This window comes from Chryseobacterium sp. SG20098, assembly GCF_031844745.1.
Classification (GTDB): Bacteria; Bacteroidota; Bacteroidia; order Flavobacteriales; family Weeksellaceae; genus Chryseobacterium; species Chryseobacterium cucumeris.
On record NZ_CP134622.1, the window covers coordinates 2,555,516 to 2,581,221 of the forward strand.

At 37.9% G+C, this 25,706-nt stretch carries 18 protein-coding genes and 1 tRNA gene; 1 reads left to right on the forward strand and 18 read right to left on the reverse strand.

Features of this window, described 5'->3' with window-relative positions; genetic code table 11:
* Positions 1-7: 7 nt before the first annotated feature.
* From RHP76_RS11660 to tuf, 17 genes are all read right to left on the reverse strand, one after another.
* Complete coding sequence (locus RHP76_RS11660) at positions 8-313, reverse strand: DUF3467 domain-containing protein (RefSeq protein ID WP_027375539.1); 306 nt, start codon at positions 311-313, stop codon at positions 8-10.
* Between the two features lie 87 nt (positions 314-400).
* A complete protein-coding gene (rpoC, locus tag RHP76_RS11665; RefSeq protein WP_120232790.1) occupies positions 401-4,666 on the reverse strand; it encodes a DNA-directed RNA polymerase subunit beta' in 4,266 nt (1,421 codons plus the stop codon).
* A gap of 122 nt (positions 4,667-4,788) precedes the next feature.
* A complete protein-coding gene (gene rpoB / locus RHP76_RS11670; RefSeq protein WP_062675824.1) occupies positions 4,789-8,610 on the reverse strand; it encodes a DNA-directed RNA polymerase subunit beta in 3,822 nt (1,273 codons plus the stop codon).
* 441 nt (positions 8,611-9,051) lie between these two features.
* Complete coding sequence (locus tag RHP76_RS11675; protein WP_311228214.1) at positions 9,052-11,646, reverse strand: T9SS type A sorting domain-containing protein; 2,595 nt, start codon at positions 11,644-11,646, stop codon at positions 9,052-9,054.
* A gap of 34 nt (positions 11,647-11,680) precedes the next feature.
* The gene (locus RHP76_RS11680; protein ID WP_120232788.1) at positions 11,681-12,814 is read right to left on the reverse strand and encodes a phage tail-like protein; all 1,134 of its coding nucleotides are present in this window, start codon (positions 12,812-12,814) and stop codon (positions 11,681-11,683) included.
* Positions 12,815-12,944: 130 nt separating this feature from the next.
* Positions 12,945-13,415, reverse strand: coding sequence for a hypothetical protein (locus RHP76_RS11685; RefSeq protein ID WP_311228215.1), 471 nt, complete (start codon positions 13,413-13,415; stop codon positions 12,945-12,947).
* 273 nt (positions 13,416-13,688) lie between these two features.
* On the reverse strand, positions 13,689-14,057 hold the full coding sequence (rplL, locus tag RHP76_RS11690; RefSeq protein ID WP_062675820.1) for a 50S ribosomal protein L7/L12: 369 nt from the start codon (positions 14,055-14,057) through the stop codon (positions 13,689-13,691).
* A gap of 46 nt (positions 14,058-14,103) precedes the next feature.
* On the reverse strand, positions 14,104-14,691 hold the full coding sequence (gene rplJ, locus RHP76_RS11695) for a 50S ribosomal protein L10 (RefSeq protein WP_062675819.1): 588 nt from the start codon (positions 14,689-14,691) through the stop codon (positions 14,104-14,106).
* 17 nt (positions 14,692-14,708) lie between these two features.
* Positions 14,709-15,401 (reverse strand): 50S ribosomal protein L1, encoded by a 693-nt coding sequence (rplA, locus tag RHP76_RS11700; RefSeq protein WP_002976422.1) that lies wholly within the window; start codon positions 15,399-15,401, stop codon positions 14,709-14,711.
* Between the two features lie 11 nt (positions 15,402-15,412).
* On the reverse strand, positions 15,413-15,856 hold the full coding sequence (rplK, locus tag RHP76_RS11705; RefSeq protein ID WP_047435399.1) for a 50S ribosomal protein L11: 444 nt from the start codon (positions 15,854-15,856) through the stop codon (positions 15,413-15,415).
* Between the two features lie 265 nt (positions 15,857-16,121).
* Positions 16,122-16,790, reverse strand: coding sequence for a hypothetical protein (locus RHP76_RS11710; protein WP_123279079.1), 669 nt, complete (start codon positions 16,788-16,790; stop codon positions 16,122-16,124).
* A gap of 7 nt (positions 16,791-16,797) precedes the next feature.
* On the reverse strand, positions 16,798-17,445 hold the full coding sequence (locus RHP76_RS11715) for a hypothetical protein (protein ID WP_123279078.1): 648 nt from the start codon (positions 17,443-17,445) through the stop codon (positions 16,798-16,800).
* A 13-nt stretch (positions 17,446-17,458) separates the two neighbouring features.
* Positions 17,459-18,079 (reverse strand): hypothetical protein, encoded by a 621-nt coding sequence (locus RHP76_RS11720; protein WP_062675816.1) that lies wholly within the window; start codon positions 18,077-18,079, stop codon positions 17,459-17,461.
* A 494-nt stretch (positions 18,080-18,573) separates the two neighbouring features.
* Positions 18,574-19,116: a transcription termination/antitermination protein NusG gene (gene nusG, locus RHP76_RS11725; RefSeq protein ID WP_002976412.1), complete on the reverse strand. Its 543-nt coding sequence runs from the start codon at positions 19,114-19,116 to the stop codon at positions 18,574-18,576.
* Positions 19,117-19,135: 19 nt separating this feature from the next.
* Positions 19,136-19,342, reverse strand: a complete 207-nt coding sequence (gene secE / locus RHP76_RS11730) for a preprotein translocase subunit SecE (RefSeq protein ID WP_002976410.1) — start codon at positions 19,340-19,342, stop codon at positions 19,136-19,138.
* 12 nt (positions 19,343-19,354) lie between these two features.
* Positions 19,355-19,425 (reverse strand) — tRNA-Trp (locus tag RHP76_RS11735).
* A gap of 63 nt (positions 19,426-19,488) precedes the next feature.
* On the reverse strand, positions 19,489-20,676 hold the full coding sequence (gene tuf, locus RHP76_RS11740) for an elongation factor Tu (RefSeq protein WP_062675815.1): 1,188 nt from the start codon (positions 20,674-20,676) through the stop codon (positions 19,489-19,491).
* Positions 20,677-21,003: 327 nt separating this feature from the next.
* Here tuf and RHP76_RS11745 point away from each other — a divergent pair, with 327 nt between their 5' ends.
* A complete protein-coding gene (locus RHP76_RS11745) occupies positions 21,004-22,503 on the forward strand; it encodes a DUF4394 domain-containing protein (protein WP_288441021.1) in 1,500 nt (499 codons plus the stop codon).
* Positions 22,504-22,583: 80 nt separating this feature from the next.
* Here the strand turns inward: RHP76_RS11745 and RHP76_RS11750 are convergent, their stop codons facing one another.
* Complete coding sequence (locus tag RHP76_RS11750; RefSeq protein WP_311228216.1) at positions 22,584-25,682, reverse strand: efflux RND transporter permease subunit; 3,099 nt, start codon at positions 25,680-25,682, stop codon at positions 22,584-22,586.
* Between the last annotated feature and the right edge of the window lie 24 nt (positions 25,683-25,706).

The window sequence follows — 25,706 nt, forward strand, 5'->3', positions numbered from 1 at the left end:
AGAAATCTTACGCTTGAACGTTGTTTCCTCCTAATACGAAAGGCTCAACTTCTTTGATTTCTCCGAACTGCTGCTCGTAGTTAGCGATGTTCTGTTGAAGAGCGCTTAATACTCTTTTAGCGTGAAGTGGAGCAAGAATTACTCTTGATCTTACTTTAGCCTGCTGAACACCTGGCATCAACTGAATAAAGTCTACTACAAATTCAGATGGAGAGTGGTTTACTAAAGCTAGGTTAGCATAGATACCAGCAGCTACCATTTCGTTTAATTCGATGTTGATGTTTCCGTCTTGTGGATTTTGATTGTTGTCCATTGTTATAAATTATGTTTTTAAAATTCGAAATTTGAGATTGTGAAAATATAAAAATAATTTCAAATCCCAAATTTCAAATCATTAATTTTAGTTAAGGTCTTCAAATTCTTTCTTAGAACCTACAATAACGTTCTGATACTCTTTAAGACCTGTACCTGCAGGGATTCTGTGTCCTACAATTACATTTTCTTTAAGACCGTTAAGATCGTCTATCTTACCAGCAACTGCTGCTTCGTTAAGAACTTTAGTTGTTTCCTGGAACGATGCTGCAGACATGAATGACTTAGTCTGAAGGGCAGCTCTTGTAATACCTTGCAGTACAGGAGTTGCAGTAGCAGGAAGAGCTTCTCTTACTTCTACCAATGCTAAATCTTCACGCTTCAACTTAGAGTTTTCATCTCTTAATTCTCTTGCAGTAATCATCTGACCTGGTTTGAATTCTTTAGAATCACCAGCATCTACTACTACTTTAAGACCAAATACTCTGTTGTTTTCTTCCAAGAAATCATACTTGTGCTCAAGAGCTCCTTCAAGGAACTGAGTATCACCTCCATCTACGATAGATACTTTCGTCATCATCTGTCTTACGATAATTTCGAAGTGCTTGTCGTCGATTTTTACCCCCTGTAGACGGTAAACTTCCTGAATCTCATTTACTAAGTATTCCTGAACGGCTGTTGGGCCTTTAATTCTTAAGATATCTTCCGGTGTGATAGAACCGTCAGAAAGTGGAGAACCTGCTCTTACGAAGTCATTCTCCTGAACAAGAATCTGGTTAGAAAGTTTTACTAAGTAAATTTTTCTTTCTCCAGTTTTAGCCTCAACAATAAGTTCACGGTTACCTCTCTTGATTTTTCCGTAAGAAACTACCCCGTCGATTTCAGTAACAACCGCTGGGTTTGAAGGGTTTCTTGCTTCGAATAATTCGGTAACTCTCGGAAGACCTCCGGTGATATCCCCTGCTTTTGCAGATTTTCTTGGGATCTTGATTAAGACTTTACCAGCCTTAATTTTTTCACCATCGTTTACCATTAAGTGGGCTCCTACCGGTAAGTTGTAAGCTTTTTGCTCAACTCCTTTAGAGTCTACCACTTTCAGGGTAGGTACGGCTTTCTTATTTCTGGATTCAGAGATTACTTTCTCTTCGAATCCTGTTTGTTCGTCAATTTCAAGCTGGAATGAAATACCCTGGATGATATCCTCGTATTCTACCTTACCTGAAGTTTCAGCAATGATAACCGCGTTATACGGATCCCATCTACAGATTGTATCACCTTTCTTCACTTTATCACCTGGTTTTACAGATAATATAGATCCGTAAGGTACGTTAGCTACCATTAATGGAGTTCTTGACTCATTATCAGCAACTAATCTGAATTCTGTTGAACGGGAAACTACAACCTCAGCTGTATTACCGTTTTCATCTTCAGAAGTAATGGTTCTTACTTCATCCATTTCTACGATACCATCTCTTCTTGCAACGATAGATGGGTTTTCTGATACGTTACCTGCAGTACCCCCTTGGTGGAAGGTTCTCAACGTAAGCTGAGTACCTGGCTCCCCAATGGATTGTGCTGCAATTACACCTACCGCTTCACCCATGTGGATCACTTTACCTGTTGCTAAGTTTCTACCGTAACATTTCGCGCAGATACCTTTCTTAGCTTCACAAGTTAATGGTGAACGAACCTCCACAGCTTCTAATCCTGCCTCTTCGATTCTCTTCGCCAAAGATTCAATGATCACCTGATCTGCGCTTGCAATAAGTTCGTCAGTTTCAGGATCGTAAATATTATGAAGGGATACTCTACCTAAGATTCTTTCAGAGATTCTTTCAACGATCTCGTCATTTTTCTTAAGTGCAGTAACTTCTGTACCTCTCAATGTTCCACAGTCGTCTTCCGTAACGATAACGTCCTGTGCAACGTCTACCAATCTTCTCGTTAAGTAACCAGCATCGGCTGTCTTAAGAGCGGTATCCGCAAGACCCTTACGAGCACCGTGGGTAGAGATAAAGTACTCTAGAATCGAAAGACCTTCCTTAAAGTTGGCAAGGATCGGGTTTTCGATGATCTCCGCTCCGGTAGAACCGGCTTTCTGCGGTTTTGCCATCAAACCTCTCATCCCTGATAACTGACGGATCTGTTCTTTAGAACCCCTCGCTCCAGAGTCAAGCATCATATATACAGAGTTGAAACCACCTTGGTCAGTTTTCATTCTGCTCATGATCATTTCAGTTAACCCAGCGTTGGTATTTGTCCAAACGTCGATTACCTGGTTATAACGTTCTGTATCGGTAATCAGACCCATGTTATAGTTGGCTCTAATTTCGTCTACAGTTTCAATTGATTGTGCAATCATCTGTTTTTTCTCAACAGGAACTACAATATCCCCAAGTGAGAAAGAAAGACCACCTTTGAATGCGTTTGAATACCCTAGGTCTTTCATTGCATCAAGGAACTTCACTGTTGTAGGGAAATCTGTATCAGCAAGGATTTTACCGATAACGTTTCTCAATGATTTCTTCGTAAGAAGTTCATTGATATATCCTACCTGCTTAGGTACAATCTGGTTGAACAGGATTCTACCAACAGAAGTTTCGATTAATCTTGTAACGATTTTTCCATCTTCTTTGATAGGTAGTCTACATCTTACTTTAGCATTTAAAGATACTCTACCTTCAGCGTAAGCAATTTCTGCTTCTTCAGGAGAATAGAATGCAAGACCTTCTCCTTTTACTTTCATCGTCTCAGTAGAGCTTAATTCTTTAGTCATGAAATAAAGACCAAGAACCATGTCCTGAGATGGTACTGTAATTGGAGAACCGTTTGCAGGGTTCAAGATGTTTTGAGAACCTAACATCAATAACTGAGCTTCAAGGATCGCTTCTGGTCCTAGTGGCAAGTGTACCGCCATCTGGTCACCATCGAAATCGGCATTGAAGGCCGTAGTTACTAACGGGTGTAGCTGGATTGCCTTACCTTCGATCATCTTAGGTTGGAAAGCCTGAATACCCAGTCTGTGAAGCGTAGGTGCTCTGTTCAATAGAACAGGGTGACCTTTCATCACGTTTTCAAGGATATCATAAACTACCGGTTCTTTTCTGTCGATAATTCTCTTTGCAGATTTTACTGTTTTTACAATACCTCTTTCAATTAGCTTTCTAATGATGAACGGTTTGTAAAGTTCAGCTGCCATATCTTTAGGAATACCACATTCGTGAAGCTGTAAGTTTGGACCAACAACAATTACCGAACGCGCAGAGTAGTCAACCCTTTTTCCTAGTAAGTTCTGACGGAAACGACCCTGCTTACCTTTCAATGAATCAGAAAGTGATTTCAATGGTCTGTTTGATTCAGATTTTACTGCAGAAGATTTTCTTGTGTTATCGAATAATGAATCTACTGATTCCTGAAGCATACGCTTCTCGTTTCTCAAGATTACTTCAGGAGCTTTGATCTCCAATAATCTCTTCAAACGGTTATTTCTGATGATAACTCTTCTATAAAGGTCATTCAAGTCAGAAGTAGCGAAACGTCCTCCATCCAATGGAACCAATGGTCTTAGTTCTGGTGGGATAACAGGAAGTACACGCATGATCATCCACTCTGGTCTGTTGATCATTCTTGTATTAGCACCTCTTAATGCTTCTACAACGTTTAATCTCTTAAGAGCTTCTGTTCTTCTTTGTTTTGAACCTTCGTTGTGAGCTTTGTGTCTCAAGTCGAAAGACAATGCATCAAGATCAATTCTTTTTAATAGATCTTCTACAGCTTCAGCACCCATTCTGGCGATGAATTTGTTTGGATCAGAATCATCAAGATACTGGTTTTCTACAGGAAGAGTTTCCATGATGTCAAGGTACTCTTCTTCTGTAAGGAATTCCATATTTTCAAAATCAGAACCGTCTAATTTTTTAGCAATACCCTGCTGAATCACTACATATCTTTCGTAGTAGATGATCATATCTAATTTCTTAGAAGGAATTCCTAAAAGGTATCCGATTTTGTTTGGTAATGAACGGAAATACCAAATGTGTGCAATTGGAACTACAAGGTTAATGTGCCCTATTCTCTCTCTTCTTACTTTTTTCTCAGTAACTTCTACTCCACAACGGTCACAAACGATCCCTTTGTAACGAATTCTCTTGTATTTACCACAAGCACATTCGTAATCCTTTACAGGACCAAAGATTTTCTCACAAAATAGCCCGTCTCTTTCAGGCTTGTGAGTTCTGTAGTTAATAGTTTCCGGCTTTAAAACCTCCCCTCTTGAATCTTGTAAAATAGACTCCGGTGAAGCTAGACCGATGGTTATTTTATTAAATCTACTTGATTTATTTTTATTTGACATAATTTTTTTTAGATTTTAGATTTCAGATTTCAGATTTCAGAAGAAATCATCATTCCAAATTCAAGGATTATAAAATTGTTAGAGTGTCGTAGTCTGACATGTTGTGTCTGACATCTGATATCTTACTCCTCCAATCTTACGTCTAATCCAAGACCTTGTAACTCGTGAAGTAATACATTGAATGATTCCGGAATACCTGGTTCAGGCATAGATTCACCTTTTGCAATGGCTTCATAAGTTTTTGCTCTACCAATCACGTCATCCGACTTCACAGTAAGGATCTCTCTAAGGATGTTAGATGCACCGAATGCTTCAAGTGCCCAAACCTCCATCTCTCCGAATCTCTGACCTCCGAACTGAGCTTTACCTCCTAACGGCTGCTGAGTAATCAATGAGTAAGGACCAATAGAACGTGCGTGCATCTTATCATCTACCATGTGTCCTAGTTTCAACATGTAAATGATACCTACTGTTGCAGCCTGAGTAAATCTTTCTCCGGTACCACCATCATAAAGGTGAGTGTGACCGAATTTAGGAAGACCTGCTTTCTCAGTATATTCAGTAATCTGATCAAGACTTGCTCCGTCGAAGATTGGCGTAGCGAACTTCAATCCTAATTTTCTACCAGCCCATCCAAGAACGGTTTCGTAGATCTGACCAATGTTCATACGAGAAGGTACCCCTAGTGGATTCAATACGATATCTACCGGTGTTCCGTCTTCAAGGAATGGCATATCTTCTTCACGAACGATTCTTGAAACGATACCTTTGTTACCGTGACGTCCTGCCATTTTATCTCCTACATTCAGTTTACGTTTCTTAGCGATGTAAACCTTAGCCAACTTCATGATCCCTGCCGGAAGCTCATCTCCGATTGAAATTGCGAATTTCTCACGGTTTTTAACTCCCTGGATGTCGTTATATTTGATTTTGTAATTGTGAATCAATTGTTTGATCAATTCATTCTTGTCAGCGTCTACTGTCCAGTCTGAACCGCTAACGTTTACATAATCTTCAACTGAAGTTAATAACTTGTGAGTGAATTTCACACCTTTACCGATGATTTCTTCGTCAAGGTCATTTTGTACCCCTTGAGAAGTTTTACCGCTTACCAGTGTGTTTAATTTTTCAATTAAAGTATTTCTCAACTCGTCAAACTTAGCCTTGTAAGTGTTTTCAATTTCTTCAAGTTTAAGTTTTTCTTCAGTTCTTTTCTTTTTGTCTTTAATGTTTCTGGAGAACAATTTCTTGTTGATAACAACTCCTCTTAATGAAGAGTCAGCTTTCAATGAAGCATCCTTCACATCACCAGCTTTATCACCGAAGATTGCTCTAAGAAGCTTTTCTTCAGGAGTCGGGTCAGATTCACCTTTTGGAGTAATTTTACCAATCATGATATCTCCAGGCTTCACTTCAGCACCGATTCTGATCATACCGTTCTCGTCAAGATCTTTAGTAGCTTCTTCAGATACGTTTGGAATATCTGCTGTAAGCTCTTCCATACCTAATTTAGTATCACGAACTTCAAGAGAATATTCATCCACGTGGATTGAAGTAAACCAGTCTTCACGTACAACTTTTTCGTTGATTACGATGGCATCCTCGAAGTTATATCCTTTCCAAGGCATGAACGCTACCACTAAGTTTCTACCAAGAGCTAATTCTCCTTTTTCAGTAGCATAACCGTCGCAAAGTACCTGTCCTTTTTCCACTACATCACCTACTCTTACGTTTGGTCTTAGGGTAATGGTTGTACTCTGGTTAGTTTTTCTGAACTTAGTAAGGTTGTATGTTTTAGTAGCAGACTCGAATTGTACTAAATCTTCGTCTTCGCTTCTTTCATATTTAATAACGATTCTGTCAGCATCTACGTACTGTACTGTACCTGTACCTTCAGCGTTAATTAAAATTCTTGAATCTCTTGCAACTTGTTGCTCAAGCCCTGTACCCACGATTGGAGCCTGTGGCTTCAATAGAGGAACGGCCTGACGCATCATGTTAGATCCCATCAATGCACGGTTCGCATCATCATGCTCAAGGAACGGAATTAATGATGCAGAAATACCAGAGATCTGGTTTGGTGCAACATCAATAAGGTTAACCTGAGATGGCTCCACTACAGGGTAGTCACCATCTAATCTTGCAATAATTCTATCTGTTAAGAAATCACCGTTATCGCTCAATTCAACGTTTGCCTGAGCAATTACTTTGTCTTCTTCGTCTTCTGCATTAAGGTAAATAGGATCAGCATTAAGATTAATCTTACCTTCTTCTACTTTTCTATATGGAGTTTCGATGAAACCTAGTCTGTTGATTTTAGCATAAATACCAAGGGATGAAATCAAACCGATGTTTGGTCCTTCCGGAGTTTCAATCGGGCAAATTCTTCCATAGTGAGTATGGTGAACGTCTCGAACCTCGAAACCTGCTCTTTCTCTTGATAAACCACCAGGCCCTAGTGCAGATAATCTTCTCTTGTGAGTAATTTCTGATAGAGGGTTGGTTTGGTCCATGAACTGAGAAAGCTGGTTGGTACCAAAGAATGAGTTAATTACAGATGTTAATGTCTTAGCATTTACAAGGTCAAGTGGAGTAAAGATTTCGTTATCTCTAACGTTCATTCTTTCCTTGATTGTTCTTGCAATTCTTGAAAGACCTACCCCGAACTGTCCAGCTAATTGCTCACCAACAGTTTTAATTCTTCTGTTTGATAAGTGGTCAATATCATCAACCTCAGCTTTAGAGTTTACAAGCTCGATTAAGTGTCTTACGATAGCAATGATATCTTCTTTTGTAAGAACTTCAGTTGTGGTTGGAATATTAAGACCTAGCTTTTTGTTCAATCTGTAACGTCCTACCTCACCTAATGAATATCTTTGCTCAGAGAAGAATAATTTTTCAATAATTCCTCTTGCAGTTTCCTCATCTGGTGGATCTGCATTTCTTAACTGACGATAAATATACTCTACTGCTTCTTTTTCAGAGTTAGTAGGGTCTTTTTGTAATGTATTCTGGATGATAGAGAATTCGTTGCTGTTTTCTTTGTGAATCAGGATTGATTTCACACCAGCATCAAGAATAAGATCCAAGTGTTCTTTTTCAAGAATAGTTTCTCTATCCAAGATGATTTCGTTTCTTTCGATAGAAACTACTTCACCTGTATCTTCGTCTACGAAATCTTCGAACCAAGTGTTCAATACTCTCGCAGCCAATGTTCTCCCTTCTACTTTTTTAAGGGCAGCTTTAGAAACTTTCACTTCTTCAGCAAGGTCGAAGATCTGAAGGATATCCTTGTCAGATTCATAACCAATCGCTCTTAATAGAGTTGTTAATGGTAATTTTTTCTTACGGTCGATATACGCGTACATTACGCTGTTGATATCTGTTGTAAATTCCATCCAAGATCCTTTGAAAGGGATAATTCTTGAATAGTAAAGTTTGGTTCCGTTTGCGTGGTAAGTTTGTCCGAAGAATACACCAGGTGAACGGTGAAGCTGCGTAACGATAACTCTTTCAGCACCATTGATGATAAAAGAACCACTTGGCGTCATATAAGGAACCGGACCTAAGTATACGTCCTGAACCACTGTTTGGAAATCTTCGTGTTCCGGGTCAGTACAATACAATTTAAGTCTAGCTTTTAGAGGAACTGAATACGTAAGTCCTCTTTCCACACACTCATCGATTGAATAACGTGGAGAATCTACCAGATAGTCTAAGAATTCTAATACGAATTGGTTTCTTGAATCCGTAATTGGGAAATTCTCTTGGAAAGTCTTGTAAAGAGCTTCTGTCTTTCTGGCTTCAGGAAGTGTATCAAGCTGGAAAAATTCTCTGAAAGACTCAATTTGGATATCCAAAAAGTCCGGAGTGATGATTTTTCCTTTCGCTGATGAGAAATTAATTCTCGGATTTCCTTGAGTTGTTGATTTTGTTTTACTCATAAAACTTTTAAGAAAGGGTTAAAAAATATTTTGATTCATTAAAAAATATCAGAAAAGAACAACAAACAAGATAAAAGTAAAAGGTAAAAGTGTTTTTGGCGCTCACAAAGGACCTTAAGCTCTTTTAAACTTTGTACATAGTTCTTTCTAACTGCAACACTGGTATATCTTTTCACAGCGTAATGCAAAATATTTTTATTACTTTTGAGGCAGTATTACCGCAGTATTTATATACACGAAATCCCTTCCATGTTTTACACAATGAAAGAGTTGATTTTCAGTATTTTATAAATTTACAAACAATTTTTCGCGCCAAAAGAGGGGCAAAGATACAAAAAGTTATCCACAATAACAAATAAAACCTCTCATTTTGAGACTCTTAAAACAAGAGAGGCTGCCCAAATATGAGCAACCCCTCCACAACACAAGCTAATCCTATGATTATTTCACAATAACCTTATAAGATTTTATTTTTGATTTAGTTTCTATTTTAATAATATACACTCCTGTAGGAAGTGAAGAAGTATCAATACCTGTATGAGCATTAAAACGATCTGTCTTAACAACCTGTCCTTGTGCAGAGAACAAAGTATATACACCTTCCTCCCCTGATATAATTCTAAGATTTTCTCCTACTTTTACAGGATTCGGATATACTTTTACATCATTCACTGCATCGATAATTTCTGCGGAGGTAATTTTTGCCGTACTGGATGCATTTTTCAATAATGAAGCATAAGGTGAAAGTGGGGAATCCGGAGATCCTCTTTTTACAAGATCTGTATCTACAACAGCCTGAATCCCATCTTTTTCTTTATCATTAATTATTGAGATAAAACCTCCTCCTAATGTATCAAGGTTTGCTTTTCCGATCTGATAAAGGTCAGGATCTGAACCATTGGAAGTAATATCCAGAAAGTCCGGTTTATCATCTCCGTCTGTATTTTTAAGTGGATATTTCAATATGCCTGAATCAGGGGAAGTTTCCAGAATATCTGCAATTCCGTTTTTACCTACCGGAACATTTGCATCAATAATACCGTTATGATCAGAATCAATCTGATTGATGACTGAGGTCGGAATTCCAGACTCAAATAAATCCAGGATACCATCATTATCAGAATCAAGATCAAGATAATTAGGAACAGAATCTCCCAATACCGGCGTCAGCAGAATGTCTCCTTCATTATCATCATCCTGAAACTTGCCGTTTTTATCAAAATCTTCTACTGCATCCGGAATTCCGTCATTATCAGAATCCAGATCACAGGCATCTACAATTCCGTCACCATCTGTATCGAGTGCAGGAGATTTGTCATTTACGGCTGTACATCCTTCCGCACAGTCAGGAATTCCGTTTCCGTTATTATCTATGCTATCATCCCCTCCCTGGCATTGATCAAAACAGTTCGGAACTCCATCATTATCATCATCTCTGCTTGCAAAAGCATTGTAGATATAATAGTTTTGAGGAATACGAATAGCCGTTCCGCTGTTGAAAGTGATTTTAATACGGTTAAAAGGTTTTGTTGATTTCCCTCCAACATAGAATTTATTAGAATCCGTTGTGAAGAAATTTCCACTGATAAGACTTCCTGAACTCGTAAAAGTATCTGTCAAGATATTTCCGTTGTACAATGTCACAGTGATATTTTCCAGAACACTTACTCCAAGAAGATTACCTGCTTTTTCTACAGTAAATCCAGCCATTGTATTGGCAGGAAGCACTGCATTAGTTCCTACCGTAGCAAACGCTGAGAAAAGACTGAAAATAGAGGCAGCCGGAACAGTAGCCGTAGCATAATTGGAAGGATTATTATCTACAATCGCTTCGGGACTGGTCATTTTAGCTAAAATAAGACCGAGGAATCCTGGTCCGGAAGTCCATGGAGTACCTGCAACTAGATTTCCCGGTACAGCAGAACCACTGGTCTGGATTTTATCATCACAATCACAAGTAACAGGTTCTTCGAATGCATAATATACTTTCAGGGCTCCTAAATTAAATCCTAGGGTTTGAGTAACTTTTAACCTTACTTCATTGAAAGGTTTAGTAGTCGTCAAGGTAACCTTTTGTTTTCCTGAGCCATAACCTAATACTTTGATATTAATCAAGCCTCCTCCGTCAGACAACTGTTTTGAATCCTGAAGCTGTCCAAAAAGATAAGTTTCTATGGTAATATTTTTTAAAAACTCTGCACTTAACAGTTTACCCTGATCATCCGGTTCTATTACAAAACCTGTTCTGTTTCCTGCCGGGTAGGTCTGATTTTTATCTAAAACGCCTACTGAATAAGAACCCAATAATCCCACTGGCAGAACAATTGATCCATAAGAATTTTTGTTCCCATCACCTATTTTTTCTTTATTCTGAACATAGGAAAGCGGAGCAAGAAAACTGCTGCTTCCGGATACATTTCCATCCACACCGCTTCCCGCAATGATATCATCACAAATACCATTATTATCCGTAGGTACTTTTGCAGAATCAAATGCAAATGCATAATATACATTCATTGCACTGAATACAGAAAGAGCATTGGTCTGATATAATCTTACTTCATCAAATTCTTTTGAAGTTTTAAAATGAAGAAATATTCTGTTTTTACTTCCTCCGAATGCAGGTACTGACAAAAGCGTACTGCTGGTAGTTGTTTCCTGAAGAATCCCATTTTTATAAGTACTGATTCTTAAAGAACTCAAAAGATCTATCGTGATAAAACTTGTTCCAATATCTACATTGAAACCGGTAATATATCCCGCGGGATAAGTTGTATTTTTATTCTTTACAGAGATTCCGTTTCCACTTAAAAGAGAAGCGAAATTACCCATACTTACATTATTATCAAGGCTGGCATCCACGACGGGATTCATACTTCCGTTATAACAGGCAAGACATATCCCTGAATTGTTGACAGGTTTTGCTTCTACACCCATCCCACGGATTGGTTCATAACCCTGCTGTGCCAAAACTCCTGCAGACATCATCAATATCATGAGCAGCACAGCTAACTTTTCGAATAATTTTCTGGTCATTTTTTATTTTTTTAAGGTTTGTGTTTTTATTGAGTTAGTAAAGCGCCTTCCAGTTGGAACCGTTACAGCCTTCATGAACTTTAGCGGTTGTATTATATCGGATTGCACCTTCTTCCGCTGCTGTACATACCGCATTGGCGCCGGAAGCAATTCCTTTCATCTGAAGGGCGGCCCCTGTAGAAGTAGCCGCTGTAGGAGCCATATTAATTCCCAGTATGGTATCTGTTCCGTTTCCTTTATTGAAGAAAACATGTTCCTTATTGGCATACACCATTTGTCCCGCAGCAGCCTGAGCTGAAAATCCTATAGCAAAAGCTTCAGTCCCTGTCGCTGTATTTGCTGAGCCAACAGCTATATTGTTTAATGAAGTGGTATTTCCGCTCCCAATGGCAATCCCACCATTGTTATTGTGATTATTTCCGATGGTCAGCCCTGTGAGTCCTGTTACTGTATTCAGATTTCCAAAGACAAGGTTATTAGCGCCTGTTGCTGTATTATTATTTCCTATTACTTTAGCTCCATTGTTTGCGGCATTGTTTAATCCAATAGCTACAGCCGGAAAATTTCCCTGTGCTGAAACGGTATTATCTTTTCCCAGTGCAATATTTGAGGAAGTACTGTTGGTAAGGGTATTGTTTGATCCCCATGTTAATGAAGCATAAGGACCTGATGCAGAATTAGAATTTCCTCCCTGCAAGGTTCCGTTAATATCCAGAATTCCTTTTACGTTTTTCTGGGTTGCTAAAACCAAGTTCTGACCGTCATTTGTTCCCAGGTAATTTCCAGCAGTGATGTCAGTTCCTAAGTTTGCAGTACTTGCTGTTGTGCCAGTATTCCCTACTAGCCGCCAGCTACCGCTTAAGCTGCTCCATTTTGAACCGTCAAAATAATAGTAGCCCGATGAAACAACATCCACAGTTTGTCCTGTAGGTGTAGTCTCAGCTGCTGTAACATATACTATTGCTCCGGTTTGGGCTGCAGTATAGTTTTTAGCTTTCAATTGTATTCCTGTAAGTCTTGGGGCAATCACACCGTCAAGTTTGCCCGGATTAGAAGGTGATCCTACGATATCAAAAGTTGCCTGTGGTTGGTTAATATTAATCCCTACCTGAGCGAATGTTGGAAAACTTAGTGATAACAGAGCGATGGTTAATAATTTGTTTTTCATTTCTAATGATGTTTGCTGTTTTTATGTAAATGTGTTTTTTTTGAAAGGGCAATTCTCAGGCATTCTCATCTAAATCATAAATGAAATAACAGCTTATGCTGTAAGAAGGTGCTTAAAATTGTAAGGAATGTTATGGAATAAGGGAAAGAACTGGTTTATCAGGAATTTTGATGATAAATTTAAAACCGTCAACCAGTTTTATGGAATTGCTGTAGAACTTTTTAATGCCTTTAAATATTGGGCAAACGTCCTCCGTATATTGCTGATACGAATAGCTCCATTTATTTGATATGGCTACAAGTTTTGTAGTATTAAAGATAGGGAGTTTAGACTGAGAATCTTCATCATAAAATATATGAGTTTCCTTTTGATGAGCAGAGAGACATTCGGAAACAGACCCGTCATTTTTGGTCTCAGAGCACAGATGAACAGAAACATCGGCTAAGTAATCCTGCAGATGATTTTTAATATCTGTACGATATGATAACTCAGGTTTTGTTCTCATTACAGATATCAACTTAGTGTTTAATTTTCCTACAGCTGCCAGAAGCAACAAAAGTGTAATCTTATGGCCGTAGGAAAGAAAATAATTTCTATCCAATTATATTGTGTTTTTTTCGATACAAATATAATATTTTTTCAACCAAAACAATATTTTATTAATAAAAATTCACACAAAATAACCAATATTAAAAATACTATTAAAATATTATGTTAATTATTAAATAATATTCAACCGTAAAAAGATATATTAAAATCAGAAATAAAAATATTGAAATACTGTTACAAAATAAGAATCACATTTACAATTACTTACATATAAAAAAAAGCCCAGGCAAATGCCCGGGCTTCTATATTTATAATACAATTGAAATTATTTCAATTCTACTTCAGCACCAGCTTCTTCTAATTGCTTCTTAAGAGCTTCAGCTTCGTCTTTAGAAACACCTTGCTTAATTGCAGCAGGAGCTCCGTCTACGATATCTTTAGCTTCTTTAAGACCAGCACCAGTTAAATCTTTTACTAATTTAACGATAGCTAATTTAGAAGCACCTGCAGACTTAAGAATTACGTCGAATTCAGTCTTTTCTTCAGCAGCATCACCTGCACCACCTGCAGCAACAACTACAGCAGCAGCAGCTGGCTCAATTCCGTACTCATCCTTAAGGATAGCAGCTAATTCGTTTACGTCTTTTACAGTTAGGTTTACTAGCGTTTCAGCTAAATTTTTTAAATCTGACATTGTTGTAATGTTTTTGTTGATTATTTATTTAATTTTTTGAGTGTAATTATTCAGCACTTGTTTCTTCAGTGCTTTCTGCAGCAGCTTCTGGAGCTTCAGCAGCAGGAGTTTCTTCTACTACAGGAGCAGCTTCTTCAGCTTGAGCTTCTACAGTTTCAGATTTGTTTTGAAGAGCAGAAACAACTCTCTGGATTGGAGACTGAAGTAATCCGATGATTTCACCGATCATTTCTTCTCTAGACTTGATGTTAGCCAACATATCTAGGTTATTGTCACCAACGTAGAAAGTTTCTTGAACAAAAGCAGACTTTAAAGCTGGCTTTTCTTCTTTCTTTCTGAATCCTTGGATCAATTTCGCAGGAGCGTTTGCTGTTTCAGCAATCATTAACGCTGAGTTTCCTTTGAAAGATGGGAACATTTCAGAGTAATCTACTCCTTCAATTTGCTCCATTGCTTTTTGTAAAAGTGTATTTTTTACAACTTTCACTTTGATATTTTGTTTGAAAGCTTGTCTTCTGAAATCTGAAGATTTACCAGCGTTCAAACCTTCTAAATCTGCTACGTATACTACTTTTGCATCCTGAAGCAAATCTTTGATCTCTTGTATTGCTACAACTTTTTGGTCTTTTGTCATTGTCTTAAGGATTATTATTAGTTAACAGATTTAGTATCAATTGCAATACCTGGGCTCATTGTAGAAGACAAATAGATGCTCTTCACATAAGTTCCTTTAGCAGCAGTTGGTTTCATTTTGATCAATGTCTGGATTAATTCCTGAGCATTTTCTTTGATCTTAGCAGCATCGAAAGATACTTTACCAATACCAGCATGGATAATACCATACTTGTCTACTTTGAAATCAATTTTACCTGCTTTAACTTCAGTTACTGCTTTACCAATTTCCATTGTTACAGTTCCTGATTTAGGGTTTGGCATTAAACCTCTTGGACCTAATACTCTACCTAATGGACCTAATTTACCCATTACAGCTGGCATTGTAACGATTACGTCAACATCTGTCCAACCTTCTTTGATTTTTTGTAAATATTCGTCAAGACCTACATAGTCAGCACCAGCAGCTTTAGCTTCTGCTTCTTTATCTGGAGTTACAAGAGCTAATACTTTAACATCTTTACCAGTACCGTGAGGAAGAGATACAACACCTCTTACCATTTGGTTTGCTTTTCTTGGGTCTACACCTAATCTTACAGCGATATCTACTGAAGCATCAAACTTTGTAGTGTTCACTTCTTTTACAAGAGCTGAACCTTCTTCAAGGTTATAGATTCTTCCTTTTTCTACTTTGCTTAAAGCTTCCTTTTGCTTTTTAGTTAATTTTGCCATTTCTTTAAGTTTTAAGCGTTAGTTGGTTTTGTTCCTGTTACTCTTAATCCCATAGATCTGGCAGTACCTGCAACCATAGAAAGAGCAGAATCCATTGTAAAACAGTTAAGATCCGCCATTTTATCTTCAGCGATTTTCTTTACTTGTTCCCAAGTTACAGAACCTACTTTGTTTCTGTTTGGTTCACCAGAACCTCCCTTGATCTTAGCGGCATCCATTAACTGGATCGCTGCAGGTGGAGTTTTAATAACGAATTCAAAAGATTTGTCTTCGTATACTGTAATTACTACAGGTAAAACTTGCCCTGGCTTATCTTGGGTTCTTCCGTTAAATTGCTTACAAAACTCCATGATGTTCACACCTGCAGAACCCAATGCTGGACCTACTGGTGGAGAAGGGTTAGCTGCGCCACCTTTCACCTGAAGCTTTACCATTTTAAAGACTTTCTTAGCCATTGTTTGTTTTTTAAATTTGAATAATTAATGAGTTTGGAAGCATTTATTATTCAGTAGGTTATGCACTCACATAACAATAAACCTACTTTTTGGACTGCAAAAGTATAAAATATTTTTGAAATAGCAAACGGAAATTGCTGATTTTTAAAAAGTTTTAGAAAAAAAAATCATTACCCATTATTGTATAATTTAAAATACAGCCAGAAAAATAAAAACGGTTATTTGCATTAAATAACCGTTTTTTATTTTTAAAAGGAAAGATTGATTAAAAACCGGAAGGTTTATTAATTGTTTTTGTAGAACCGTCATTTCCTCCAAGATCATCATTGATGTCGTTAATATTTTGTTTTTCAATCAATCTTCTATAGGCCATCAGGTAAAGGTCAACCGTAAAGTTGTTATAAGTTCTTGATGGTGTACTTGTATTGGTTGCAATCATTCTGCTATCCGTAAATCTTGCTCTTATATGCCATGTTCCGTTACTTTTGAAGGCTACTACATCCGGTGAGCCCTGTTTATTGTCATTCACACCATTATCTCCGTAATCAAGCATTACGCTGGTATTTCCATCATTCAGCTTAAATGAGTAGTTGTGAAGTATAACCAAAAAGTTGGTGGCATCAATTTTAGTATCATAATCTGTAATTCCTGTCCCAGGTACACCAGTAAGAGTAAGCTTAAGGTAATTGAACAGTCCGCTGCTTTCCAGAGCCGGATCATACAACTGTAAAGCATTCTGAGAAGTTGCTAAAAAGCTACCTCCTGTCATGGTAGGCTCTCCCGGATTTCTCAAGTACAAAGAATTCGTATAGGTCTTTCCGTTAACATCAAGTGTTTCTGTAGGATTAGCTGTATTCACCCCTACTTTTCCTTTTTGGGCATTCAAAAATATCCCAAGGCACATGATTATTGTGATATAAATTTTTCTTTTCATAGTTTTTTTATTGAAGCCCTAAAGGCGTATTGGTTGATACTCCAGAATATCCTGGTGAAGCAGATGAAGAAACAGAACCGTTAAAAGTTCCCCAGTCTTTCACTAATGATTTTTCAAAGACATTTAAAGTAAGTGTCCAGGTTCCATTGATGGAGGAAACAGTTCCTGCTCCTTTAAAAGCTAAATTAATAGCATGGTATTTTTTACCTCCACTGGTTACCTGTGTAATTTCAGTGGCATAGGAACCGTACGATTTTGGGCTGGTGGTGGTATTCGCTGCCGAAACCGCTCCAGTAAAAACAGCACCTGTAATAGCCACCACATATTTACTCGCATCTAATCCTGTATTGAGATTCACAACTTCATCCTGTCTCACATTTTTCAATACAACATTATACATATTTACAGGTGCTACATTACGGAGCGATATATCCAGCAGCTTTACTTTACCTACCGGCGAAGAATCTTTTGATCGGGTAAGAAGAAGATAATTTCCGCCTGCCTTTGTATTTTCTGTATCTATTAAATAGGATTCTACTAATGTTTCCCCTTCAACATCCAAAGTTCCTTTAGGTGTTGCAGTATTGATTCCTACTTGTGCATTTATGCTTAAAGCAGCAAAACCCGTGAAGAGTATCGCAATAATTTTTTTCATAGAGTTTATGTTTTTATTGAATTAATGGAGCTGTTGCAGCACCAGTAGCTGCCCCACTAAGGCTTTGTGTTGAATTAAAATCTTTGGCATACGATCTGTCAAACACCAATAAGTTCAGTGTCCAGACACCTGTAGGAAAAGAATTATCAGGGGCGAATCCCTGGTAATCTGCCTTAAGCTTCCATGTTCCTCCTGAAGAGTAGGCAAAAATCTGAGGCATTGGTGTAAGCCAATCTGCAGAATACGTTCTTGTAGGCTGTGTAAATCCAAAGGAAGAGATTACCACCAAAAACTTACTGGAATTGATCTTTGTGTCAAATTGATTCACCCAATCCTTATCTGTAGGATCACAGGTAATTTTGAACTGAATAAGATTAATAGGTGCCGGTGAATTAGGTACAAAAGAATCATTGTACGCTGTAATTTTGTTTTCCGGAGCCGGAGACTTAATAATGAAAGTGTAATTCTCGTCCGCTTTCAGTTTTTCCAGAGGTTGCTTGAAAACAATTCCTGATGTCTTCATAGTACCATTCACGGTAAGTTCCTTTTCCGGCGTCGTAGTATTGATACCAACCTGCGCACTTATGAGCACAGATGTACCCACCAGAGTGATCATCGAAATAATTTTTGTCATTGGGTTATGTGTTTATATAAAAGCTTGTGTTTTGAATAACTGATCCGAATTTTATATTTATTTAATAACATAAATTACCCATACCTCTGTTACCAGTGCATGAAATAAAAAATATAAAATTTTATGGATTAGCTAACAGCTTGGTTGCAAGAAGTATGCCATCTGAAGGTGAAATAAGCAATTAAAAAAAACTCAATGCTTAAAAAGAAAGTATGATCACTGAATGGTGATAATTAAATTAAAGCAAAGTACACTATAGAAGTAACCCACAGAGTTGCGAAATTTGAGAATCAACAAAATAATATTAATAAACTTAAAAAAACTCTAACAATAGGGAAAAAATATAAAAACTAAGTTCAAATATTTCATTATGAATTAATAGGATTACAGAATTACTAAATAATAAGCAATTCATCACCAAAAAAAATTTGAAAAGAATATATATAAAAAAAGACCGCTTTAAAGCAGTCTTTTTATATTTTATAAGTAATGTATTATACTTTTTCTACTTGCATGTAGCTTAATTCCATTGGAGTTTTTCTACCGAAGATCAATACAGAAACTTCAATTTTCTTTTTGTCTTCAAGAATCTTCTCAACTGTACCATTGAATCCATTGAAAGGTCCATCGATTACTTTAACGTTTTCACCTACTACATAAGGAATTTCAACATCGCTTGCAAATTCTGAAAGTTCATCCATTCTTCCAAGCATTCTGTTCACCTCTGATTTTCTCATTGGAACAGGATCACCTCCTTTTGTTAAACTTAAGAAAGAAATAACTCCAGGGATATTTTTAATAACGTGAGGAATCTCTCCCATCAGGTCAGCTTCAATCATCAAGTATCCAGGATAGTAAGGCCTCTCTTTAGGAACTTTTTTACCGTTTCTAATTTGGATTACCTTTTCCATAGGAATAACCACTTGAGTAACGTACTGTTCAAACCCTAGACGTTTGATTTCTGTCTCAATATAGTTTTTCACTTTATTTTCCTGTCCGCTGATTGCTTTCAGCACATACCATTTCAATTCGCTCATTATGGAAAATACTTAATTATTAATTGAACAAGTTGATTAGCATTCCTATTATGTTGCTGATTGCTTTTGAAAACAATTCATCAACTCCAAAGGTAAATAAAGCCAGAATAACTGTCGCAATAGTCACTACAATTGTAGAAGACTGAAGGTCAGCCCATTTTGGCCATTCAACTTTATGTCTGAATTCGTTATAAGAACCTTTTAAAAAATCGACAAATGAACTCATAATTTATATTTGCACGGGCACAAGGATTCGAACCCTGATCAACGGTTTTGGAGACCGGTATCCTACCATTGGACGATGCCCGTAGTTAAAAAAGCTCCGTAAAGAGTGTTCCTTACGGAAGCTTTTTATATTGTTTTAGATGTGGATTAGTCGATGATTTCAGTTACCTGACCTGCACCTACTGTTCTACCACCTTCTCTGATCGCGAATCTAAGACCCTCGTTAAGAGCGATTGGCTGAAGTAATTCAACAGTGATTGTTAAGTTATCACCAGGCATTACCATTTCTACACCTTCTGGTAAGAAGATCTCACCTGTAACGTCAGTAGTTCTTACGTAGAACTGAGGACGGTACTTGTTGTGGAATGGAGTGTGACGTCCACCCTCTTCTTTAGAAAGGATATAAACCTCAGCTTTGAATTTTTTGTGTGGCTTAACTGAATCTTTCTTAGCGATAACCATACCTCTCTTGATGTCAGTTTTTTCAATACCTCTCAACAATAGACCTACGTTATCACCAGCTTCACCTCTGTCTAGGATTTTTCTGAACATCTCAACCCCTGTAATAGTAGAAGTTAATTTTTCATCACCCATACCTACGATATCAACCGGATCACCAGTGTTGATAACACCAGCCTCGATTCTACCAGTTGCTACAGTACCTCTACCTGTAATAGAGAATACGTCTTCGATTGGCATTAAGAATGCTTTATCTTGATCTCTAACAGGCTGCTCAATCCATGTATCAACTGCTTCCATTAATTCTTCAACAGTCTTAACCCACTTCTCGTCTCCGTTAAGAGCACCAAGAGCAGATCCTTGGATCACTGGAGAGTTATCTCCGTCATATTCGTAAGTAGATAATAAATCTCTAAGTTCAAGTTCAACAAGCTCTAAAAGCTCAGCATCATCCACCATATCAACTTTGTTCATGAAAACAACGATTCTTGGTACATTTACCTGACGGCAAAGTAGGATGTGCTCCCTAGTTTGAGGCATTGGTCCATCAGTTGCAGCACATACTAAGATCGCTCCATCCATCTGAGCAGCACCAGTTACCATGTTCTTAACATAGTCGGCGTGACCTGGACAGTCAACGTGTGCATAGTGTCTGTTTTCAGTTTCGTACTCGATGTGAGCTGTATTAATAGTGATACCTCTTTCTTTTTCTTCTGGAGCAGAGTCAATAGCAGAGAAGTCTTTTTTCTCAGCAAGACCTTTGTTAGCTAATACACTACTGATAGCTGCAGTAAGTGTAGTTTTACCATGGTCAACGTGACCAATAGTACCAATGTTCAAGTGTGGTTTGTTACGATTAAACGTTTCCTTTGCCATGATTTAAAATTATTTATTTATTGTTTTTCAAATTTTCGGTGTGCAAATATAATGAATTTTTAAATACCAAAAACTTTTTATTAAAAAAACTTTCAATATTCTCATCCAGTGAAGGACAAACCTTATATTTAACGTATTGAGACTGCAAATTTACACATTTTTCCGAATAGAAAAAATCCTTAGAAACGTTTTATTTAAAATATAAACTATCTCGTTAATTATGAACAGGATATACAGACAAAAAAAAATATTGATCATTACCCGTATCCATAAATCCTAGTGTAGTTTTTTCTCGTACATATAAAGATAACAACTAAAATTAATATTATGAGAAAACTATTACACATGTATTTAGCCTTGTTTGCTATTACAACATTATTTTCATGCGATCATTCCGATGAAAACAGTATGTCAGAAAATATACCTCAAGGCCCGGATCTTATGGTATATGGAATAACGGCAATGAACGAGCTTGTTTATTTTAATGCCAGCAACCCCAAAATTTTTACTTCAAAAACAACCGTAACCGGTGTCGCCTCAGGAGAAAAATTATTAAGTATAGACTTCAGACCTGCAACAGGTGAATTGTATGCTTTATCCAATGCAAGCAAATTATATATCATCAATACCTCCAATGCTTCAGCAAGAACAGTAAGCTCAACAGCATTTACGCCTATGATCTCCGGAACAATAGCTTCTATTGATTTCAATCCTACCGTTGACAGAATTCGTCTGGTGAGTAATTCGGGACAAAATCTGCGTTTACATCCGGAAACCGGAGCTGTTGCTGCTACTGATATTACTATTAATGGAACAGGAAGTCCTTCCATAACAGGATTAGCCTATACCAACAGTAAAGCAGGCGCTGCTACTACTATTTTATATGATATTGATCCGATGCTGGGAAAATTATATAAACAGGATCCTCCCAACAATGGAACTTTGGTAGAGGTTGGAAGTCTTGGAACTACTTTTACAGGACAGGCAGCTTTTGACATCAAATACGATAACAGTACTGCTCTTTTAGCTTTTAATGACAAACTGCATATTCTGGATCTGAATAATGGAAAAGCAACTTCCATAGGATCACTCCAGCAGGGAATAATCGATATGGCTATCCCTACAGAACCGGTAGCTTATGCCATTGACAATTCAAATAATCTCCAGATTTTCAATCCCAACAATCCTGTGCCTGTTTCTAAAACAGTGGCCGGATTACAAAGCGGTGAGAGTATTTTAGGAATAGATTTCCGTCCTGCGAACGGACAATTGTATGCTTTGGGAAGCTCAAGCAGAATCTATACAATTAACTTAGGTACAGGTGCCGCCACTGCTGTGGGAGCATCTCCATTTTCTACCTTGCTTTCGGGCACGGATTTCGGATTTGACTTCAATCCAACAGTTGACAGAATAAGAGTAGTAAGTAATACAGGACAAAATCTCCGCCTGAATCCTAACGATGGAACAATTGCTGCTGCAGATCTCACACTGAATCCGGGAAGTCCAATGATAAGTGCAGCGGCCTATACCAACAACTTTGCCGGAGCTACCTCAACTACCTTATTTGTAATTGATCATAATACTGATAAATTATATCAGCAAAATCCACCCAATAACGGAACTTTAGTCGAAACAGGTTCTTTAGGAATCAACATTACCAATGCTAATGGTTTTGATATTGGAAGTATGAGCCAAAAGGCTTACTTAATAGCATCAGTAGGTTTATCTACAAGAATTTATTCTATTAATACAATGACAGGAGCAGCCACTTCTGTTTCCGATTATCCCAATACCGTAAAAGCTTTTACGCTGGGATTAGGATTTTAAACTCATTCTTTATTTCAATAATCGAGAAGCGCGGAAAACAAAGTTTTCCGCGCTTCTTACTAATATAAATGAAAGATAATTTAAATCTGACTGAGCTTTTTTGTCCTGTTAAAGATCCAGAAAATAATTGGAAAAATAAGCAGGGTAAGTACTGTAGCTGTAATCAATCCTCCGATAATAACAATGGCCAGAGGTTTCTGAGACTCCGATCCGATTCCTGTAGACAAGGCTGCCGGCATCAATCCGATGGAAGCCATAAGCGCTGTCATAATGACAGGTCTTGTCCTGGATTTTACTCCATTTAATATAGCGGTATCGATATCCATTCCGTCTTTAACATTCTGGTGGAATTCTGTAATAAGGATTACCCCGTTCTGGATACAAATTCCCAGGAGAGCAATCATTCCTACTCCGGCAGAGATTCCAAAATTGATTCCGGTAACATGTAAAGCGATGATTCCTCCAATCAAAGCAAAAGGTACGTTCGCTAATACCAGAAGAGAATCTTTCATATTGCCGAACAGAATAAACAAGAGGAAGAAAATCATCAGAATACTCACCGGTACTACCTGCGCCAGTCTGTGTGAGGCACGCTGCTGATTTTCAAACTGACCTGTCCATCCTATTGAATAACCGTCTGGAAGTTCAATCGTTTCTACTTTTTTCTGTGCATCCGCAATCGTACTTCCCAAATCCCGGTCACGGATGGAGAATTTAACCCCGATGTATCGCTTGATATTGTCTCTGTAAATAAATGCGGCTCCGTTATCTTTAACAATGGTGCTTATTTCTTTTAAAGGAATCTTTGCTCCATCCTGTGTAGGAACCATCAAAGCAGCAATGTCATTTTCATTGGTTCTGTATTCCTGAGAATACCGAAGACGGATCGGGAACTTTCTTTCCCCATCAAACATTTCAGAGGCCGTTTTTCCACCAAATGCCATTTCCAGCACAGCCTGAGCATCTGCGGGCATCACTCCATAAGCGGCCATTTTATCTCTGTCCAAAACCACGCTTACTTCCGGCTGGCCGATATTTTTAATAATTCCCGGATCCTTCACGCCTTGTACGTCTTTAATTTTAAGCAAAACTTCGTGGGCTAATTTGTCAAGGGTTTCCAGGTTATCACCATAGATTTTGATTCCGTTTTCAGCTTTAAAACCAGCCACTGCTTCTGCTACGTTATCGGAAATCGGCTGGGAGTAGTTGAACGTAATTCCCTGATAACTTCTGAGTTTTTTGTCTATTTCATTGATCAGTTCATCATAAGTAATTTTACGCTTCCATTCTTCTCTTGGCTTAAGATTTACCGCAAACTGTACAAATCCGAATCCGTTGGGATCTGTTCCATCATTACTTCTTCCCGTCTGGGCAAGCACATCTGTCACTTCTGAAAAGCTCATAATGTCCTTCTTTAAAAGATCAGCTGTTTTCAGAGATTCTTTTAAGGAGGAACTCATCGGCATTTCTGCAGTGATCCACAATGAACCTTCATTCAACTGAGGCAGGAATTCCGTTCCTAAAAACTTTCCAGAAAATAATGTAACAGCCAGAAAAGAGATCGCTACAATCATGCTCATCTTTTTGTGCTTGAAAGTTAAATTAAAACCTTTCAAAACAATTCTGTCCCAGAAATTAACAAAAGGGTTATTTTTTTCTCTTACGTTTTTATTTAAAAGAATATGGGAAAGAACAGGAACTAATGTTAATGTAAATATCAACGCCCCCATTAATGCAAATCCCAATGTAAATGCCAGTGGAGAGAACATTTTTCCTTCTACTTTCTGAAATGAGAAAATAGGAATCAGGGAGGTAATGATAATTAATTTCGAAAAGAAGATTGCTTTTCCTAATCCGGTTCCGGTCTGCTTGATCCAGCCTCCTTTTGCGAGTTTATTAAACTTCTCCATTCCGTAGCGCTTCGCTTTATGATCGAGCATCACGAATAGACCTTCCACCATGACGACGGCTCCGTCTATGATAATCCCGAAGTCTACGGCACCTAAGGAAAGTAGATTGGCACTCATCCCGGCCAGTTTTAAACATAAAAAGGCAAATAGCAAGGACAGAGGAATGATGATGGAAACAATCAGCGTAGTTCTCCAGTCTGCCATGAAGATTAAAACGATTACCGTTACCAGAACAATTCCTTCAATAAGATTATGCATTACGGTATGGGTTGTGAAGTCCATCAGATTGTCGCGATCATAGAAAGTGACCATTTTGACATCTTTTGGAAGTACTTTTTCGTTAAGCTCTTTAATCTTAGCCTTTACTCCTACCAGTACTTCTCTTGGATTCTCCCCTTTTCTCATCACAACGATTCCTTCCACGGTATCATCATGATGATTCAGTGCAGCCTGTCCCACTCTAGGCATGGAGCTTTCATGAACTTCTGCTACATTTTTTACCAAAACAGGGTTTCCACTGTCATTCTGAATGGTAATATTTCCAATATCCGCAACAGATTTTACCAAACCAATACCTCTTACCACATAAGCCTGACCATTTTTTTCAATCACATCCCCTCCTACATTCAGATTGCTCTTGGTAACGGCATCATATACCTGAAGCGGAGTCAGGTTATATTTATCCAATGCTCTCGGATCAATACTGAGTTCAAAAACTTTATCCTGTCCTCCGAAAACGTTGATATCCGCCACACCGGGAACACCTCTTAGAGCACGATCTATTACCCAGTTTTGCAGGGTAAGCAATGCACGGGAATCTTTTGTTTTACTTTCCAGTGTATATCTGAAAATCTCACCGGTTGGCCCGTAGGGTGGCTGTACTTCGGGATCTACCTCATCAGGAAGGCTAATGGTTCGTAACTGGTTATTGACCTGATTTCTGGCAAAAGTATCGTCCACCCCGTCGTCAAACAGAATTTTAACAATAGAAAGCCCAAACATGGTGGTACTTCTTACACTTGTTTTTTTCTGAACCGGGCTCATCGCCAATTCAATGGGTGTCGTGACAAAACGCTCTACTTCTTCTGCACTACGTCCATTCCATTGGGTGATGATGACAATCTGGGTATTGGTTACATCCGGAAAAGCTTCAATAGGCATATTTTTGAAACTTATAAAACCGGAGATGGCTAAAATCGCTACCCAGATAAAGGTAAATGCTTTATTTTTTAATGAAAAAGCGATTATATTTTTTATGAATTTATTCATGATAGATACATTGATGACCTAAAA

What these genes read in the sequence shown, in the direction of transcription:
- RHP76_RS11720 (WP_062675816.1), bottom strand. Translation starts at nt 18,079, where the DNA reads ATGACAAAAATTATTTCGATGATCACTCTGGTGGGTACATCTGTGCTC.
- RHP76_RS11680 (WP_120232788.1), bottom strand. Translation starts at nt 12,814, where the DNA reads ATGAAAAACAAATTATTAACCATCGCTCTGTTATCACTAAGTTTTCCA.
- secE (WP_002976410.1), bottom strand. Translation starts at nt 19,342, where the DNA reads ATGAGTTCATTTGTCGATTTTTTAAAAGGTTCTTATAACGAATTCAGA.
- rpoC (WP_120232790.1), bottom strand. Translation starts at nt 4,666, where the DNA reads ATGTCAAATAAAAATAAATCAAGTAGATTTAATAAAATAACCATCGGT.
- rplA (WP_002976422.1), bottom strand. Translation starts at nt 15,401, where the DNA reads ATGGCAAAATTAACTAAAAAGCAAAAGGAAGCTTTAAGCAAAGTAGAA.
- nusG (WP_002976412.1), bottom strand. Translation starts at nt 19,116, where the DNA reads ATGAGCGAATTGAAATGGTATGTGCTGAAAGCAATCAGCGGACAGGAA.
- RHP76_RS11710 (WP_123279079.1), bottom strand. Translation starts at nt 16,790, where the DNA reads ATGAAAAGAAAAATTTATATCACAATAATCATGTGCCTTGGGATATTT.
- rplL (WP_062675820.1), bottom strand. Translation starts at nt 14,057, where the DNA reads ATGTCAGATTTAAAAAATTTAGCTGAAACGCTAGTAAACCTAACTGTA.
- rpoB (WP_062675824.1), bottom strand. Translation starts at nt 8,610, where the DNA reads ATGAGTAAAACAAAATCAACAACTCAAGGAAATCCGAGAATTAATTTC.
- RHP76_RS11750 (WP_311228216.1), bottom strand. Translation starts at nt 25,682, where the DNA reads ATGAATAAATTCATAAAAAATATAATCGCTTTTTCATTAAAAAATAAA.
- rplJ (WP_062675819.1), bottom strand. Translation starts at nt 14,691, where the DNA reads ATGACAAAAGACCAAAAAGTTGTAGCAATACAAGAGATCAAAGATTTG.
- rplK (WP_047435399.1), bottom strand. Translation starts at nt 15,856, where the DNA reads ATGGCTAAGAAAGTCTTTAAAATGGTAAAGCTTCAGGTGAAAGGTGGC.
- RHP76_RS11660 (WP_027375539.1), bottom strand. Translation starts at nt 313, where the DNA reads ATGGACAACAATCAAAATCCACAAGACGGAAACATCAACATCGAATTA.
- RHP76_RS11745 (WP_288441021.1), top strand. Translation starts at nt 21,004, where the DNA reads ATGAGAAAACTATTACACATGTATTTAGCCTTGTTTGCTATTACAACA.
- RHP76_RS11715 (WP_123279078.1), bottom strand. Translation starts at nt 17,445, where the DNA reads ATGAAAAAAATTATTGCGATACTCTTCACGGGTTTTGCTGCTTTAAGC.
- RHP76_RS11675 (WP_311228214.1), bottom strand. Translation starts at nt 11,646, where the DNA reads ATGACCAGAAAATTATTCGAAAAGTTAGCTGTGCTGCTCATGATATTG.
- tuf (WP_062675815.1), bottom strand. Translation starts at nt 20,676, where the DNA reads ATGGCAAAGGAAACGTTTAATCGTAACAAACCACACTTGAACATTGGT.